Annotated in this window: 13 protein-coding genes; 6 read left to right on the forward strand and 7 right to left on the reverse strand. The window is 72.2% G+C overall.

Translation table 11 applies throughout. The features are described 5' to 3' along the window. Positions 1-13 precede the first annotated feature (13 nt). The gene (locus tag ACZ6ZT_RS18005; RefSeq protein WP_469720127.1) at positions 14-865 is read right to left on the reverse strand and encodes a helix-turn-helix domain-containing protein; all 852 of its coding nucleotides are present in this window, start codon (positions 863-865) and stop codon (positions 14-16) included. 202 nt (positions 866-1,067) lie between these two features. Between ACZ6ZT_RS18005 and ACZ6ZT_RS18010 the strand changes: the two genes are divergently transcribed. The 3 genes from ACZ6ZT_RS18010 (at position 1,068) to ACZ6ZT_RS18020 (ending at position 3,852) form a co-directional block, all read left to right on the forward strand. Next, positions 1,068-1,544 (forward strand): ATP-binding protein, encoded by a 477-nt coding sequence (locus tag ACZ6ZT_RS18010; RefSeq protein WP_469720128.1) that lies wholly within the window; start codon positions 1,068-1,070, stop codon positions 1,542-1,544. A 387-nt stretch (positions 1,545-1,931) separates the two neighbouring features. Continuing rightward, positions 1,932-3,014 carry a mannose-1-phosphate guanylyltransferase gene (manB, locus tag ACZ6ZT_RS18015; protein WP_469720129.1) on the forward strand — a complete coding sequence of 361 codons (1,083 nt, stop codon included), beginning with the start codon at positions 1,932-1,934 and terminating at the stop codon, positions 3,012-3,014. Positions 3,015-3,135: 121 nt separating this feature from the next. Next, a complete protein-coding gene (locus tag ACZ6ZT_RS18020; protein WP_469720175.1) occupies positions 3,136-3,852 on the forward strand; it encodes a polyprenol monophosphomannose synthase in 717 nt (238 codons plus the stop codon). A gap of 81 nt (positions 3,853-3,933) precedes the next feature. Here the strand turns inward: ACZ6ZT_RS18020 and ACZ6ZT_RS18025 are convergent, their stop codons facing one another. Further along, complete coding sequence (locus ACZ6ZT_RS18025) at positions 3,934-5,094, reverse strand: acyltransferase family protein (protein WP_469720130.1); 1,161 nt, start codon at positions 5,092-5,094, stop codon at positions 3,934-3,936. A 178-nt stretch (positions 5,095-5,272) separates the two neighbouring features. Further along, complete coding sequence (locus ACZ6ZT_RS18030; RefSeq protein WP_469720131.1) at positions 5,273-6,652, reverse strand: LCP family protein; 1,380 nt, start codon at positions 6,650-6,652, stop codon at positions 5,273-5,275. A gap of 106 nt (positions 6,653-6,758) precedes the next feature. Here ACZ6ZT_RS18030 and ACZ6ZT_RS18035 point away from each other — a divergent pair, with 106 nt between their 5' ends. Beyond that, a complete protein-coding gene (locus ACZ6ZT_RS18035; RefSeq protein ID WP_469720132.1) occupies positions 6,759-7,295 on the forward strand; it encodes an acyl-CoA thioesterase in 537 nt (178 codons plus the stop codon). 144 nt (positions 7,296-7,439) lie between these two features. After that, positions 7,440-8,933 carry a glycosyltransferase family 39 protein gene (locus ACZ6ZT_RS18040; RefSeq protein ID WP_469720133.1) on the forward strand — a complete coding sequence of 498 codons (1,494 nt, stop codon included), beginning with the start codon at positions 7,440-7,442 and terminating at the stop codon, positions 8,931-8,933. 28 nt (positions 8,934-8,961) lie between these two features. On the opposite strand, the gene ACZ6ZT_RS18045 is transcribed toward ACZ6ZT_RS18040, so the two are convergent. Further along, positions 8,962-10,491, reverse strand: coding sequence for an LCP family protein (locus ACZ6ZT_RS18045; RefSeq protein ID WP_469720134.1), 1,530 nt, complete (start codon positions 10,489-10,491; stop codon positions 8,962-8,964). Positions 10,492-10,682: 191 nt separating this feature from the next. Here ACZ6ZT_RS18045 and ACZ6ZT_RS18050 point away from each other — a divergent pair, with 191 nt between their 5' ends. Next, the gene (locus ACZ6ZT_RS18050) at positions 10,683-11,723 is read left to right on the forward strand and encodes a glycosyltransferase family 2 protein (RefSeq protein ID WP_469720135.1); all 1,041 of its coding nucleotides are present in this window, start codon (positions 10,683-10,685) and stop codon (positions 11,721-11,723) included. An 83-nt stretch (positions 11,724-11,806) separates the two neighbouring features. Here ACZ6ZT_RS18050 and ACZ6ZT_RS18055 read toward each other — a convergent pair whose 3' ends face one another. From ACZ6ZT_RS18055 to ACZ6ZT_RS18065, 3 genes are all read right to left on the reverse strand, one after another. Beyond that, positions 11,807-13,519 carry an LCP family protein gene (locus ACZ6ZT_RS18055; RefSeq protein WP_469720136.1) on the reverse strand — a complete coding sequence of 571 codons (1,713 nt, stop codon included), beginning with the start codon at positions 13,517-13,519 and terminating at the stop codon, positions 11,807-11,809. 107 nt (positions 13,520-13,626) lie between these two features. Beyond that, positions 13,627-15,366 carry an LCP family protein gene (locus tag ACZ6ZT_RS18060; protein ID WP_469720137.1) on the reverse strand — a complete coding sequence of 580 codons (1,740 nt, stop codon included), beginning with the start codon at positions 15,364-15,366 and terminating at the stop codon, positions 13,627-13,629. Positions 15,367-15,587: 221 nt separating this feature from the next. After that, positions 15,588-16,850, reverse strand: a complete 1,263-nt coding sequence (locus ACZ6ZT_RS18065; RefSeq protein ID WP_469720138.1) for an LCP family protein — start codon at positions 16,848-16,850, stop codon at positions 15,588-15,590. Positions 16,851-16,877: the final 27 nt, after the last annotated feature.

Below are 16,877 nucleotides of genomic sequence, written 5' to 3' on the forward strand. Positions count from 1 at the left end.
GGCGGGCGGCTCCTCAGAGTTGTCGGGCGATGCCGTGGATGAAGTCGCGCGAAGCGGATTCGTCGAGGGAGTGCTCGGCCATCCAGTTCAAGTGCGCGTCGTACTTCGACAACTGCGCTTCGGCGTGGGTGAATTCCGGGCCGTGTGCGGAGTCCAGCTGCACTGTGTCCAGTTGGGGGACCGGCCCGTGCGCGTACATCACCGCGTGCCCCGCGCCGGGGAACTCTCCCGCCTCCACCGTCAGCACGCGCAGGCTGACATTGCGCCGTTCGGAGGCCTCGCAGAGGTGGGTCAGCTGGGCGCGCGTCGCACGCCGGCCGCCGAACTGCATCCGTAGGGCTGCCTCGTGGATGTACCCCACGTACTCACGAGCGTTCGCACCTTCCAGGACCTGCTGCCGCGAGAGCCGGTGGGTGACGCGCAGCTCGATCTCGGACGCGGACAGAGGCGGGATGGCAGAGGCGAACACCGCCCGGGCGTAGTCGCTCTGGTGCAGCAGCCCCGGCAGGTGGATGGTCTGCATGGTGCGCAGGCGGGTGGCGTGCCATTCCAGCTCGGCGACGTCCAGAAGCCCTTGGGGAAGGGAGCCGCGGTACTGCTCCCACCAGCCCCGCGTTCGGTCGGACGCCATCGCGACCACGGCCTCCACGTAGGCGGTGTCCGCGCATTCGTAGTTGCTGGCCAGTATCCGGACACGTTCCGGCGACGCAGCGCGGATGCCCGACTCCATGTTGGACACCTTGGTGCGGTCGAGGCCCAGCAGCCCGGCCGCGTATTCGGTGGTGGCGTCGGCTGCGGTGCGCAGCTTGCGCAGCTCCGCTCCGAGCCGCTTCTGGCGCTCCGTGGGCGCTGCTCTTGTCGGCATGCGGGCCAGTCTGCCGGGCGTACAGATCTGCGGTCCATCTCGATAGGGGGCAATTGCCTCCAGTGGGTAGCACTCGTGCCACCCCATGTCCTACGTTCGGTAGCGCAAAGCTCACCCAGTGGAGCCGAAGCGCATCGGTTCGCCCTGCCCTCCGCGGAGCGACCGGCAGGCCACGGTTCCAGCCCACCGTGAGGAGTCAGCGATGTCCCGCATCATCACGGCCTGTCAGGCCGATCCGGTCCCCGCCCCCTACCCCGCGCCGGCCCCCGCCGCACTCAGCTACAGCCTCACCCTCCCCGGAGAGCCGTACAGCGCGGGCGTCGCCCGCGGGGCCGTCGCGGCGGTGTTGCGCACGCACCGGCTCGACGCCCTGGTGCCGAGCGCCGCGCAGGTCACCGCCGAGCTGATGGCCGCCGGCTGGCACAGCAGTCCCGGCACGGACCTCTACCTCTCGGTCCGCTACCGGGACGACTCGCTGCGCCTGCTCGTCTACGACGCCCACGGCACGCACGCCCACCCGCGCATCGCCGCGCTCTGCGAGGCCCGTCGGCGGGGGCATCTGCGCGTGCTCGCCGCCGTGGTCCGGGATGGTGACGGTGAGTGGGGGTTCGGGCCGGCGCGGGAGCCCGGGGGCGGGACGCGGAGTTGGGCGACGCTGCCGTACCGGGCGGTCGCGTAAGGGCGGGCCTTCGTAACGGCTTGCCGACAGGTTCGGAACAAGTCGTCGTCAATGGTGACGGCCGATACACCCTCACGGGCCGGGTCCGGTACGGGAGCGCGCGGCGGCGCCGACGGGTCCAGGACGGCAGGGCGTGGCGGGCGCGAGGCTGTGACCAGCGGTGATGGGGGGCGGGGCGGATTGTCGGCCGTGGTGTGCCCCTTGTATAGGGGACAGCCGTGACGGGCGGTGTCCGGTACGCGCAATCCGTCCGTCTCCGCGAGGGCGCCCGCCCGTAACCGGAACGTGGCCGTAGCGGCCCCCGCCCGGGCCGCCCACGGCCTTGGCATGTCCCCGGATGGGCTAAATTTGAACCTTCGTACGCCCGAACCGGTTGGGGAGAAAACAATGACGGAAGCGATCCTGCTGGTCGGCGGGCAGGGGACGCGACTGCGCCCCGTGACGGTGAACACCCCCAAGCCGATGGTTCCGGCGGCCGGAGTTCCCTTTCTCGCCCACCAGATAGCCAGGGCCGCCGCCGCCGGTGTCACCCACATCGTGATGGCCACCTGCTACCTCGCCGAGGTCTTCGAGCCCTACTTCGGCGACGGCTCCGACTTCGGCATCACCCTTGAGTACGTCGTCGAGGACGAGCCGCTGGGTACCGGCGGCGCCATCCGCAACGCCGCGCAGCGGCTGACCGGCGGCCCGGACTCGCCCGTCCTCGTCTTCAACGGCGACATCCTCACCGGCCTGGACATCGCGGGCCTGGTCGAGTCCCACCAGGCGGCCGACGCCGACGTCTCCCTGCACCTGGTGCGGGTCGAGGACCCGCGCGCCTTCGGCCTGGTGCCCACCGACTCCGAGGGGCGGGTGCTGGCCTTCACCGAGAAGCCGCAGACCCCCGAAGAGATCATCACCGACCAGATCAACGCCGGCTGCTACGTCTTCCGCCGCAGCGTCATCGACTCCATTCCGGCCGGCCGGTCGGTATCCGTCGAGCGCGAGACCTTCCCCGGTCTGCTGGACTCCGGCGCCCGGCTGCACGGCGTCACCGAGGACACGTACTGGCTGGACCTCGGCAAGCCCGAGTCCTTCGTCCAGGCCTCCGCCGACCTCGTACGCGGCATCGTGGCCTCCCCGGCCGTCCCCGGCCCGCGCGGTGAGGCCCTCGTGCTGCCGGGTGCCGTGGTCGCCGACGGCGCCAAGCTGTCGGGCGGTACCGTGGTGGGCGCCGGAGCCCGGATCGAAGCGGGCGCGGTCGTCCAGGGCTCGATCGTCCTGGACGGTGCGATCCTCGGCCCGGACTCGATGGTGAGCGCCAGCCTCATCGGCGCCGGCGCCTCGGTGGGTTCGCGCACGGTGGTGAACGGCGCGGTCATCGGTGACGGTGCCGTCGTCGGCGCCGACAACGAACTCCGTGCGGGGGTGCGGGTGTGGTGCGAGGCCGAACTGCCCGACGCCGCCGTCCGCTTCTCCTCCGACCGCTGATCCTGTGACCAACTCCAGTGAGGCACAACCTGTGATAGGCGAGCAGCAGACTCCCCGCGCGACCGACGTCGCCACCACGAAGCTCCCCGACACCTGGGCGGACACCCCGCTCACCGTCGTCATGCCCACGTACAACGAGGCGGGCAACCTGCCGGGCATGGTGGAGCTGCTCATGGGTCTCGACCAGCCGGGCCTGCGCCTGCTGATCGTCGACGACTCCTCGCCCGACGGCACCGGCAAGATCGCCGACGAGCTCGCGGAGGGCTTCCTCACCGAGGACGGCAAGCCGCGCATGTCGGTCCTGCACCGCACCGCCAAGGACGGCCTCGGCCGCGCCTACGCGGCCGGCATGGCCAAGGCCGTCGAGGACGGCGCCGAGTACGTGCTCCAGATGGACGCGGACGGCTCCCACCCGGCCGGCAAGGTCGCCGAGATGCTGGGCGTCGCCCGCTCCACCGGCGCCGGTCTCGTCGTCGGCTCCCGCTACGTGCCGGGCGGCACCCTCTCCGACGCCTGGGGCGCGCACCGCAAGCTGCTCTCCCGCTGGGCGAACGCGTACGCGAGCACCATCCTCGGCACCCGCGTCCGTGACATCACGGGCGGTTTCAACCTGTGGAGCGCCGACGCGCTGAAGGCGATCGACCTCGCGTCGATCGGCAGCGCCGGCTACAGCTTCCAGGTGGAGATGAAGTACAAGGCCCTGCGCCGCGGCTTCCAGGTGATGGAGGTCCCGATCCACTTCGAGGACCGCACCGTCGGCGAGTCCAAGATGAACCTGGCCGTCCAGCTGGAGTCCATCGCGATGCCGTGGAAGCTGCGCGCCCGCGCCGGCAAGTAACCCCACGCGTACGGGAAAGGGGCACCCCCTCGGGGGTGCCCCTTCTCCGTGTGCCCGCGGGCCGTACGCCCGCGGCCCGGTTCAGGTCCGTACCGGCCTACCCGGCCGGCCCGGGCGGCTTTCCAGGAAGCGCTTCAGACGGCCCGCCAGCGGCCGTTCCACGAACCGCTGGATCAGCCAGGACGCCAGCAGCATCACGGCCGTCGCCGACAGCAGCAGCGTCCACGGCTCGACGTCCTTGCGCCACTGGTGCAGCAGCGTGATGCCGATCTGCTGGTGCAGCAGGTACAGCGGGTACGACATCGCGCCCGCGACCGACAGCCAGCGCCAGTCGATCCGGTCCAACCATCCCAGGGCCACGGCGGCCATGGCCACGTAGCAGAGGGTCACGACGGCCAGGCACATCTCCCAGGACAGCCGGTCGCCCTTCACGGTGTTCCACTGGACGATGTCGTTCAGCCAGCGCTGCATCAGCAGCCAGGAGAAGGCGAGCAGCACCCACGGCTCGCCGACGCGCGGTCCCTCACGGCGGATCAGGTAGAAGCAGATGCCGGAGATGAAGAGCGGGGAGTACGTCGGGTTCGCCAGCACGTTCAGGATCGGCAGCCCGGAGCCGGGCGCCAGCAGCGAGGCCACCGTCCAGATCCAGCAGAAGTTCAGGACCTTCCGGTACGTCAGACCGGTCCAGGCGAGCGCCGCGAAGATGAGGTAGAACCGCACCTCCGACCAGAGCGTCCAGTACGACCCGTCCAGTTCGGCGCTGCCCAGCGGGGTCTGGAACATCGTCAGGTTCGTCAGTATCTGGCTCAGTCCCGGCCCGGCGCCGCCGAAGGGCTTCCGGTCGGCCAGCAGCACCCCCATGGTGACCAGTACGCAGAACCAGTACGCGGGCCCGAGCCGGATCACCCGGCTGCGCAGGTAGCCGCCGAGCGGCCGTCCCCAGGCCGACATGCAGATGACGAAGCCGCTGATCATGAAGAACAGCTCGACGCCCATCCAGCTGTAGCGGCCCACCACCGTCAACCACCCGAAAGCGTCACGCCCCCACACCTCCTGACGGGTGTAGTGGTGCATGAGCACCAGCACCGCCGCGAGGATCCGCAGCCCGTCCAGGACGCGCAGCCGCGGCCGGGCGGGCGGGGGCACGGGTGGCGGCTCGTCCGGCACGGAGGGCCGGGGAAAGGGGGGTGCGCCGTCCTCCCGCGGTTCGGTCAGGACGCGCGGGGACGGATGCAACGACATGGACGCTCCACGGGCAGGACGGACGCGTGCCCGGATGTGCGGCGGCCGCGCCCGACGGCGCGGCCCATCCGGGCTATCCCCCCCGGCGCTTGGGCCGGAACAGTCTTACGAGAAAACCATCGCACTGTCCACCACACGTGGTTGACCACACGCCCGGTGACGGGCCCCGCGGGCCGGTTCACTGCCCCCGGACGGTGACCTTCTCGTCGTTCTGGATCTGCTTGACCAGCTGTTGCACCTTCGCCTTGTCCCAGACGAGGTTGCCGCCCCGCTGACCGGAAATCGGCATGTTCATCGACACGCCGTCACCCCCGGTGATGCCCTTCATCGCGAAGAACATCTGCCCGAGGTCCCACAGCCCCATGTCCTTGTCGACGACCAGGGTGTCCAGGCCCGCGCCCAGCACCGGGTAGAGGGAGAAGGGGTTGAGGAGCGTGCCGGGCGTGGCCGCCTGGCTCGCCAGCGACGACAGGAACTTCTGCTGGTTCTTCGTCCGCTGGAGGTCCGACTCCGCGAAGGCGTACCGGGTGCGTACGAAGGCCAGCGACTGTTCGCCGTTGAGGGTCTGCCGGCCCGCCTTGAAGTCCGCGCCCGACTTCTCGTCCTTGAAGCCCTGCTCGATGTCGAGCTCCACCCCGCCCAGCGCGTCCACGATGTTCGCGAACCCGGCGAAACCGATCTCGGCGTAGTGGTCGATGCGCAGCCCGGTGTTGAACTCCACCGTCCGCACGAGCAGCTCCGGACCGTCCTCCGCGTACGCCGCGTTGAGCTTGACGCGCCGCCCCTGGGCCGGGAACTTCTTGCCCGACTGCGAGCCGACGAAGGCGGGGATCTCCACGTCCGAGTCACGCGGCAGCGAGATCATGGTGTTCCCGCCGGAGCACTTCGCCAGGACCATCATCGAGTCCGTGCGCTTGCCCTCGGCGGAGCCGGTGTGGAGCTTCTTCTTCTCCTCGTCGGACATGCCCTCGCGGCTGTCGGAGCCCACGATCAGGTACGTCGTGCAGTCGCCCTCCTTGGGGCGCTCGATCACCTTGGAGAGGTCCACCTCGCGGCGCACCTTGGAGTCCGCCCAGAAGTAGGTGCCGACGCCGGTGACCACGAGGACGGAGACCAGCACGATGGAGCCGATCTTGATCCGCCTGCGCCAGTCCGGAGCCGGCCCGGCGGGTCCGGCGGGTCCGGCCGGCCCTCCGGGGGCGCCGGGACCCGGACGCCCGGGGCGGCCCGGGCCGGCCGGGCCGCCGGGGCCCTGGGGGCGCCCGTAGACCTGGCCGGTGTTGTAGCCGCTGTCGTACGAGGCCTCCGGGCCCGGCGTCTGCTGCGGCACCCCGTACGCGGGTCCTCCCGGCGGCGGCGCCTGCGGGGGGACCGGCGGCCGGCCCGGGCGCTGCGGCGGGTGCGGCTGGGGCCCGCGCGGCGGCTGCTGCGGCTGCCGCTGGACGTGGCGCATCCGCTGCGCACCCTCCGGCTGCGCCTGCCCGCTGCCGCGCCCGTACCCGTCATCGCGGCGGCCGCGCGCGTCGCGCTCGCCGTTCCACCCGTCCCTGTCACTCATGCGCACAAGCATGCCTGCCCGGGCGTGTCGCCCGACACCCCGGTGGTCGCTTCGTACCGGGGCTGTTGCAGAGCTGATGCCTGCCGTACCCACTTAAGGTGGGCCCATGACAGACATACCGGCGGCGCCCCCGGGCAAGCCGATCTCGGCCTCGCGGACCACCCTCAGCCACATCATGACGGCCGCCGACACCAACCTCCTCGGGACCGTGCACGGCGGCGTGATCATGAAGCTGGTGGACGACGCCGCGGGCGCGGTGGCCGGGCGCCACTCCGGCGGGCCCGCCGTCACCGCGTCGATGGACGAGATGGCCTTCCTCGCCCCGGTCCGGGTCGGCGACCTGGTCCACGTCCGCGCGCAGTGCAACTGGACCGGCCGCTCCTCGATGGAGATCGGCGTACGGGTCCTGGCCGAGCGGTGGAACGAGTCCACCCCCGCCACCCAGGTCGGCAGCGCGTACCTGGTCTTCACGGCGGTCGACGCCGACGGCAAGCCGCGCCAGGTCCCGCCGGTGATCCCGGAGACCGAACAGGACGAGCGCCGCTACCAGGAGGCCCAGATCCGCCGCACGCACCGCCTCGCCCGCCGCCAGGCCATCACGGAACTCCGCGCCCGCCGCGCCGCGGACGGCCTGGAAGACTGACGGGGGCGCGGGGGGCGGGGTGGCCCCCCGCGCCATCGCCTCACCCCCGGCTTACCAGGGCCCCGTAGACTGGGGCGCCGACGTCCGGCTGCTCCGCCCGAGCGACGGCCCGCCCCCCGACCGGCCCTGCCGCGGAGAACCCTGATGCCGACCGCCACCCAGACCACCGCCGCGCCGGCGCCCGCCCCCGCCCGCCGGGGCGCCCGGCGGCTGCCCGGGCCCGACTGGCTGTGGGCGGCGCTGCTGACCCTCTCCGTCACCGCCTTCCGGGGCGGCACCCCGCAGCTCTGGCGGGACGAGCTGGCCAGCTGGAACGCCGCCTCCCGCGACACCGGCGAGCTGCTCGCGATGCTGGGCCACGTCGACGCCGTCTCCGGCCTCTACTACCTGCTGCTGCACGGCTGGGTCGCCGTCTTCGGTGACTCCGCCGCGATGCTCCGGCTGCCCTCCGCGCTCGCCATGGCCGGCTCGGCCGCCCTGGTGGTGCTGACCGCCCGGGCCCTGTTCGACCGCCGCACCGCCGTGTTCGCCGGGCTGCTGTTCGCGCTGCTGCCCGTGGTGACCCGGTACGGCACCGAGGCCCGCTCGTACGCCTTCGTGGTGCTCGCGGTGAGCGCCGCGACCTGGCTGCTGCTGCGGGCGCTGGAGCGGCCGGCCCCGGGGCGCTGGGCCGCGTACGCCGTCGCCGTGGCGCTCGCCGGGCTGCTGCACATGGTGGCGCTGCTGTTCCTGCTGCCGCACGCCCTGATCACCGCCCTGCGCTGGTGGCGCGACCGGCGCACCCGCACCGCGCTGTCCTTCGCCGCCGCGGCCCTCGCCGGACTGCTGCCGGTTCTCCCGCTGGTGCTGCTCGGCCGGCAGCAGGTCGGCCGGCAGATCAACTGGATCAAAACCCCCCGGATGAGGGACATCGCCGGCCTCTGGGACAACCTCTTCGCCTCCCCCCTCGTGGCACTCGGCATCGCCGCCGTGGCCCTGCTGCCGCTCGCCTGGAGCCGGGGCCGGCGCCCCGCCGTGGAACTGCTGCTGCTGGGCGCCGCGCCCATCGCCGCCGTCTACGTGGTCTCCCAGGGCGGCACCTCGTACTTCATCGACCGCTACGTGCTCTTCACGGTCCCGGCGTGGGTGATGCTGGCCGCCGCCGGGCTGGCCGCGCTGAGGCCGCGCGCCGCCGGCGCCGCCGGCCTGGCCGCGCTGATCCTGCTCGGCGTGCCCGACCAGCGCCACCTGCGCACCGAGCAGGCGAAGGAGACCTCCGACGGCCGGGCCGCCGCTCGGGTCATCGCCCAGGGCTACCGGCCCGGCGACGGCTTCGTCCCCGGACGCGGCGAGGACCGGGTCTACATGGTCGACTACCAGATCGCGTACTACCTGCCCGACCGCGTCCACCTCCGCGACGTCTTCGCCGCCCGCTCCGCGCGGCAGCGGGACGACCTGTTCCCGCAGGAATGCCCGGACGCCGAGCGGTGCCTCGGCGACACCGGCCGGATCTGGCTCGTCACCCGCGCCACCGCCAAGCACGACCCGTACGACCGGCTCCCCGCCGACCAGGCCCGCGCGCTGAAGGCCCACTACCGGATCGCCTCGACCACCGACGTGCGCGGCCTGCACGTCTCCCTGCTGGAACGCACCCGCTAAGGGCCTGTCGTCAAAGCGGCGCCCGGCCCTAGGGCGCCCCGCACACCACCTGGTCGCCGGTGACCACGCCGAACTCGCCCTGGTAGGGGTCCTCGGCCCGGACCGGTACGACCTTCTTGAAGTCCGTCCCCGCGATGACCAGCACCGTACGGCCCTGCCCGGCGACCGCGCGCAGCTCGCTGCCCGGAAGCGCCGTCGAGACCGTCCGGGCGGAGCGGTCCCAGCGCGGGTCGTACGCGATCACGGTGCGCCGGACCTCCCGGCTGGCGCCGGCCGCCGGGGCCTGGGTGGTGTCGAAGCCGGTGGCGCGCAGGGCCGCGTCCACCCGCCCGCCGAGCCCGTCGATCCGGGTGCCGTTCTCGACCTGGACCCGGATCTGCCCCGGCGGTACGTCGACCGGTACGGCGGCCGGCCCGTGCGCGGCCCGCCCCGGCCGGGCGGGGGCCAGCGGGCGGTCGTGGCGCAGCGCGTCGAAGAGCTTGGCGGCCTTCGGCTCGTCCCACTTCACCGTCGAGCCGATGCCCTTGACCTCGTACGAGGCGTCCCCGACCGGCACGGAGGCGAACTCCGACGAGGAGGGGGTGAAGTCCCGCATGGCCTGCCCGAGCGCCACCATCTGCTCCGAGCCGAAGCCCCGGTCGGCGCGCACCGAGCCCAGCAGGGTGGAGCTCACCTCTTTGAACTTCACCGGGTTCAGCAGCACCCCGCTGCCGGTGGCCTGCTTGATCAGCGCGGCGATGAACCGCTGCTGGCGCTGCATCCGGCCGAGGTCCGAGGCCCCGTCCACATAGCGCGAGCGCACGTACTGCAGGGCCTGGCCGCCGGTCAGCCGGTGGGTGCCGGGCAGCAGGTCGAGACCGGTGTGGCTGTCGTGCATGGCCTTGGCCGTGCAGATCTCCACCCCGCCCATCGCGTCGACGGTCTTCATGAAGCTGGTGAAGTCGACCTCCAGGTAGTGGTCGATCTTCACCCGGGTCATGTGTTCCACGGTCCGCACGGTCAGGTTCGGTCCGCCCTCGGCGTAGGCGGCGTTCAGCTTCACCGGGTGCGCCTGGTGCGGTGTGCCGCTGATCAGGTCCTGGTGCGCGGGGACCTCGGCGTAGCTGTCGCGGGGCAGGCTGATGACGCTCGCCCGTTCCCGGTCGGCGGAGAGGTGGACGAGCATCACCGTGTCGGTGCAGTGGCAGGGCGCCCCGCCGAGCCGGTACTCGCGCTTCTCGTCCGGGGAGATCTTCTCGCGGCCGTCGGTGCCGACGAGCAGGATGTTCAGGCCGTGCCCGGCCTGCGGGCGGTTCTTCATGTCCTTGAAGGGGTCGACCCGCTCGATCCCGGTGTCCAGGCCGGTCATGACGGCGTGCCCGACCGCGCCGGAGCCCAGCACCACCAGCGAGACGCCCGCCGCGATCCGTACGCCCCAGCGCGGCCGGTTCTCCCGGCGGCGCCGTCCGGTCCGGCGCCCGCCGCCGCCCCCGCCGCCCCGCGCACGCTGCGGCGGGGGCGGCGGCGGGGGCGGCGGGAAACCGGGGGAGCGTCGGAGGGAAGGCTGCGGCTGGGGCACGGGGGACACCTCCGCGGGGGACGGCGGGCACAGCGGACAGCAGGCGAAAGCATGCGATGTGCGGGGATTATTCACATTCGTCCGAACAGTAGGCCCATACGATCAGCCTCTGTCCGTACCGCCCGTCCGCCGCGCACCCCGTTCCCCCGTACGCGGTAACGTGACACGGGTACCCGACCGTGAAGGACCACATGCCCGCCCAGCAGCCCGCAGTCTCGGTGATCATGCCGGTGCTCAACGAGGAGCGTCACCTGCGCGACTCCGTCCGGCACATCCTCGGCCAGGAGTACGCAGGCGAGATGGAGGTGGTGATCGCACTCGGGCCGTCCACGGACCGCACCGACGAGATCGCCGCCGAACTCGTCCGCGAGACCGCCTCCCACCCCCGAGCGCGCGTCCACACCGTCCCGAACCCCACGGGCCGCACCCCCGCCGCCCTCAACGCCGCGATCAAGGCCTCCCGCCACCCGATCGTCGTCCGCGTCGACGGACACGGCCTGCTCTCGCCCGACTACATCGCCACCGCCGTCCGCCTCCTGGAGGAGACCGGCGCGCAGAACGTCGGCGGCATCATGCACGCCGAGGGCGAGAACGCCTGGGAGGACGCCGTCGCCGCCGCGATGACCTCGAAGATCGGCGTCGGCAACGCGGCCTTCCACACCGGCGGCGCGGCCGGCCCGGCCGAAACCGTCTACCTCGGCGTCTTCCGCCGCGAGGCCCTCGAACAGCAGGGCGGGTACAACGAGGAGTTCATCCGCGCCCAGGACTGGGAGCTCAACTTCCGCATCCGCGAGGCCGGCGGGCTCATCTGGTTCTCGCCCGAGCTGAAGGTCCGCTACCGCCCGCGGCCCTCCGTACGGGCCCTGGCCAAGCAGTACAAGGACTACGGGCGCTGGCGGCACGTCGTGGCCCGCTACCACCCGGGCTCCATCAACCTGCGCTACCTCGCCCCGCCGGCCGCCGTCTGCGCGATCGCGGCCGGGCTGGTCGCGGGCGCGGCGCTCACCCCGTGGGCCCTCGTCCTCCCGGCCGGCTACCTCGCGGCGATCACCGCCGGCTCCGTACCGGCCGGCCGGGGGCTCTCCCTCAAGGCCCGCGCGCAGATCCCCGTCGCCCTCGCCACCATGCACATGAGCTGGGGCTTCGGCTTCCTCACCAGCCCGCGCGCGCTCGCCGCGAAGGTCATCGCCAGCCGCCGCCCGTCGGTGCGCCGCGACGCCTCCGGGGTCTGAGCGCCGTAGCGCCGTCCACGCGCGAGGGGTGACCCGGTCCTTCCCGGACCGGATCACCCCTTCCGCGTTCCCGCGCCCCGCGGCTACCAGCGGTAGGGCTTGTATACGTCCATGCAGGCCCCGCTGTCCGAGCCGTTGATGGCGTCGGCGGTGTCCGGCAGCGCACCGGCCTCCGGCGGCGCCTGCTGCGGATAGGCGGTGCCCTGACGCCAGTCGGCGCCCACCACCAGGGTGATCCGCGCGACGTCGGCGGACTGCCGCACCGCGGTCCCGGGGACCCCGAGGGCCTCCGCCACCTTCCGCGCCTCGTCCTCCAGGTCGGGCGTCGGGTAGCGCACGACGGTGGTCTTCTCCGGGGTGAGCGCGCTGTCCGCGCGGGCCCCGGTGAAGCCCTTGGAGACCAGCGCCTGCGTCACTTCCGCGGCCCGCCGGGGCGCCAGCGGCATATCGGCCGCCGTGCCGTTGACCACCTGGACGGCGATCTTGTCGGGGGTGGTGACCGGAGCCTTCGAGGGCCCCTGGCCCGGCGCGGTACCGGGCGCCGAGGCGCCGGGGGCCGGGGGAGAGGCGGGCGCCGAGGCCGGAGCCGAGGCCGGAGCCGAGGGGGAGGGGCTCTGCGGGGCCGTCGGGGCGCCGTTCTTGTCGAAGGCGACATCCTGGCGGACCATCGTCCACAGCCGGTCCGCGTCACCGGGGTTGACGATCAGCCGGTCCTCGTCCTGCGGGTCCTGCAGCGTCGGCATCGTCGTCATGGTGATGCGGTTGGTCGGTATGTCCTTGAGCTGCATGGCCAGGTTGAAGAGCTTCTTCACCGAACCGATCTCCTCGGAGACCTCCAGCGCCTTGGTGCCCGCCTCGGCGAGCGCCGTGATCCGGCCGACGTCGGTGAAGGCGTTCTGGCCCTTCAGCTCGCGCATCATCGAGTTCATGTACATGTGCTGGGCCTGCGCCCGGCCCAGGTCGCTGCTGAACGCGTGCCGGGTGCGCAGCCACTGGAGCGCCTGCTCGCCCTTGACCTTGGTGGTGCCGGCCGTCAGCTTGAGGCCGGAGCCGCCGTCGGAGGTGGCCAGCGGACGGTCCCAGACGTTCTCCTTGACGCAGACCGGCACGCCGCCTATCGCGTCCGCCATCTGCACCACACCGGAGAAGTCGATCATCATCCAGTGGTCGATGTAGATGTTGGTCAGCTTCTCCCAGGTGGCCAGGGTGCAGCCGGGGCCGCCGCGGGCGAGGGACTCGTTGATCATGAGCCGGGCCTTCTTGAACTTCTCCCCGGTCTTCGGGTCCGTGCACTCCGGCACGTCCACCTTGGTGTCGCGCGGGATGCTCACCACGGAGGCGTTCTCCCGGTCGGCCGACACGTGGAGCAGCATCTGGACGTCCCCCAGCGGGGGGTTGCCGACCGTGTCGCGGCTGCCGCCGAGCTCCACGTTCTCCGGCTTGTTGCGGCTGTCCGAGCCGATCAGCAGGATGTTCAGCGGGCTCTGGCCCTTGGCGTTGGCGTGGGTCTTCTCCACGCCGCTCTCGCCGCTGAGGCGCTGTCCGCTGCGGATGTTCCCGTCGAGGTGACGGTAGTAGAGGTACCCGGCCGCGGAGGTTCCCAGGATCAGGAACGCCAGTACGGAGGCCACCCAGAACAGCACCCGCCGGCGGCGTCGCCGTACGGGTCTGCCACCGCCGCCGCCCGCACCCGCCCGCGGTGGCGGCACCGCGCCGGAAGCGCCCGCCGCCCCGCCGGATATGCCACCGGCGGCCTGGTCGGGCGCCCCCTCCCCCCGCACGCTGCTCTGCCTCACGCGTACCCCCCTAGGAATTCACTCATGGTCGAAGTCGTGCCGGGCCTGCCGGCGACCGCCCGCCCCGTGGCGGCCGGTGGGTGAGCGGTCACATCACCGCGGCCCCGTCACTTGGCGCAGACCGCCTTGTCCGCCTCGACCCGCTGGAGGCCGTCCGGGGCCTGCTGCGGGGCCTCGGGCGCACCGAGGGGTGCTCCGGGCTCCTTGAAGTCGGAGCCCAGGGTCAGCTTCATCGGGGTCTTCGGCCCCGCGTCCACGGTGCCCATCTTCAGGGCCGGGGCGGACAGCCCCATCATGTCCGCCAGGGCCCGGGCCATGTCGGCCTGGTTGGGCGCGAATTCCAGCTGCGTGGCGGTGAGCCGCGCGGAGGCGTTGCCGTGGTTGCTCGCCTTGTACACGCCCTTGGCGTTCTGCAGCCAGGTCAGCGTGGTGGAGGCCGATCCCGGCGGCCCCCCGCCGTTGTACACGTCCACCCGGACGTCCCCGGCGGGCGCGCGGTTGCCCTGGAGCAGCGCGTCCTGCTTGGCGCCGGCCGCCTCCTTCGCCGCGTGCTCCTTCTTCTCGACCTCGGTGAGCGACACGTCCCCCCGGATCATGTCCAGCAGCGGGGTGGCCTGCGCGGTGTTGAGGACGACGGTCGCCTTGCGGTTGGACGGCTCGTTCGGGTTGTCGAGCACCGGGAGCGTGGTGAAGGTGACGTTCTTGAGGTTGATGTCCTTCAGCTCACCGGCGAGATCGGTGAGTTTGCCGATGGACCCGAGACCCTGGTCGACGGTGAGCGACTGGGTGGCCGCCTCCGCGAGCGAGAAGAACTTCTTCGGGCTGGTCAGCGTCTCCTTGGACTTCATCTCGCGCATCATCGAACTGAGGAACTGCTGCTGCGTCTTGATCCGGTCGAGGTCGCTCTCGTTGCCGAAGGCGTGCCGGGTCCGTACGAAGGCCAGCGCCTGCTCGCCCTGGAGCCGGTGCTCGCCGGCCTTGAGGTTCAGCTTGGAGTCACGGTCGTTGACGTCCTTCGCCACACAGACGGGCACGCCGCCGACCGCCGTGCTCAGCGCCTTGACCGCGTTGAAGTCGACCATCATGAAGTTGTCGACGTCGAGCCCGGTGAGCTGCTTGACCGTGCGCATCGTGCAGCCCGGGTCGCGGCCCTCCTGGCCCAGGCTGTTGTTGAAGCGGCTGCCGTTGGAGGCGGGGATCTGCTTCACCGAGCCGTTCGACTTCGTCGGGCAGACCGGGATGTCGGTGATCAGGTCGCGCGGGATGGACAGCGCGGTGGCGTTGCTGCGGTCCTTCGAGACGTGGAAGAGGATCGTGGTGTCGGCGTGGCCGACGCTGTCGGCGTCCCCGTACCCCTGGTTGCCCTCGCCGCTGCGCTTGTCGGTGCCGATGACCAGGATGTTGATCGGCTGGTCCTTCTTGAAGCCGCCGCCCGCGCCACCGGTGTCGATGACGTTCAGGTTGCCGTTGAGGTGCTGGTAGTAGAGGTACGAGCCCAGCCCGCCGCCGACCAGCAGGAACGCCAGCGCGCCGCCGGTGATGGCCAGCCTCTTGCGGCGCCGCGCCGACATCCCGCCGCCACCGCCGCCGCTGCCGCCGGGCCCGCGGGGGCGGCCGGAGCGCCGACCGCCGGGCGGGCCGTCGCCGCGGCGCGGCTTCGGGACCGCGGGGACCGCCGGCGCCGGGGGAGCCGCGGCGGATCTGCGGGTTCTGCGGGGGGTGGTGACGGAGGGCTGCTGCGCAGGGGAATGACCCAGTCGCAGTTCGTAGTTGCCAGTGCGGGGATTGAGCACCCACTGGTCTGCGGGGTCGATCTCGTCCGCCCGCCCACGGCTTTGCGCATCCACGGTTGCTCGAATCCTCCGTCGGTGCCTCACGACGCGCCTCCCCCCAGGCGCGCGGTCAACGATCCGGCTGCTGGTGCATGGTCTCTTGGCTTCCTGTGCACCGGATCGCTCACCTTATCCGGCCAGGTCAGCCGCGAACCATGCCGGTGACAAAATCCACTCCCCCGATAAGGGGCAAAGCGCCCATCCCACGCGGTGGGAACACGGGCTTTTGGATTGCTTTACCGGCACTCGGCCGTGTCGGCCGTGGTTCCTGTGAAGGTGGGGACGGGTGTGGGGGTGGAGGTGGTTCCGTTTTTTGGCCGCACAGACTTTCGGACATCCTCGGCGGAGCCCTCCCCACGGCCGCCCGTGGCCGTCCCGGCGCCTGTTCCGGCACCCGTCCCCGACGCGGCGGGCGTCGGTGTGGCCGTCGGCGGGGTGACCGTCACCGGCCGGTCCCGCCGCAGCCGCTCGAAGAGGCTGCTCGCGTCGGGCTCCACCAGCTCGTCCCGGTTCGGGTCCGCGGGGTACGGCCGCCGCGGCACGGTCAGGAACCTGACCTGGTCGGACGGTATGTCCCGAACGCCCCGGACGAGTTCGTACAGTCCGCGCAGCGAGGCCAGCCCGGGGTCCGTGGTCACCGCCGAGGTGGCCGCGTCCAGCAGCGGGTAGAGCCGCCCCGGGTTCAGCAGGACACCGTTGCTCTGCACCTTCGTGACCAGTGCGCCCAGGAACTGCTGCTGGCGCTCCATGCGTTCGGTGTCGCTGCCGTCGCCCAGGCTGTGCCGGGCCCGGACGAAACCGAGCGCCTGCTCCCCGCGCAGCAGCTGGCGCCCCGCCGGCAGTCTCACCGCGGCCTCCGGGTCGTTCACCGGCCGGCTGAGGCACACCTCCACCCCGCCGACCGCGTCGACCATCTTCTTGAAGCCGCCGAAGTCCAGCACCATGTGGTGGTCGATCCGGATCCCGGTGAGCTTCTCGGTCGTACGGATCGTGCAGGCGGCCCCGCCCCACTCGTAGGCCCAGTTGAACTGGGCGAACCGCTCCGGGGTGCGCGTACCGTCCGCGCTGAGGCAGCTCGGGATCCGCGTCAGCAGGTCCCGGGGGATCGACACGGCCGTCGCGCTCTTCCGGTCCGCCGGCAGGTGCAGCAGGATCGTCGTGTCGGAGCGCTGCGTGCCCTTGTCCTGCCCGTAGCGCGCGTTCTCCCGGCCGGCCCGCGAGTCCGAGCCGATGAGCAGGACGTTCTGGGCGCCCTCCGCGAGGTGCGCCGGGCGCTCGCGCTCGTAGCGGCGCAGCTCGGCCTCGGCGGAGGTGTCCGACGTGATGTTCCCGTCGAGCTTCGCGTAAAGCCACCAGCCCGCGCCCGCCCCGGCCAGGGCCAGCGCGGCGGCCCCGGCTCCCGACCAGCGCAGCAGACGGCGCCGGCGCCCGGCCGTGGGCGGCGTACCGCCCGCGGCCGGGCGGCGGTCGCCGCCCGGTATGCCCGCGCTGTCCCTCACTGGCGCTCCGTCCCCTCGCCGTACCGG

The organism is Streptomyces sp. NPDC102258, from assembly GCF_055584685.1.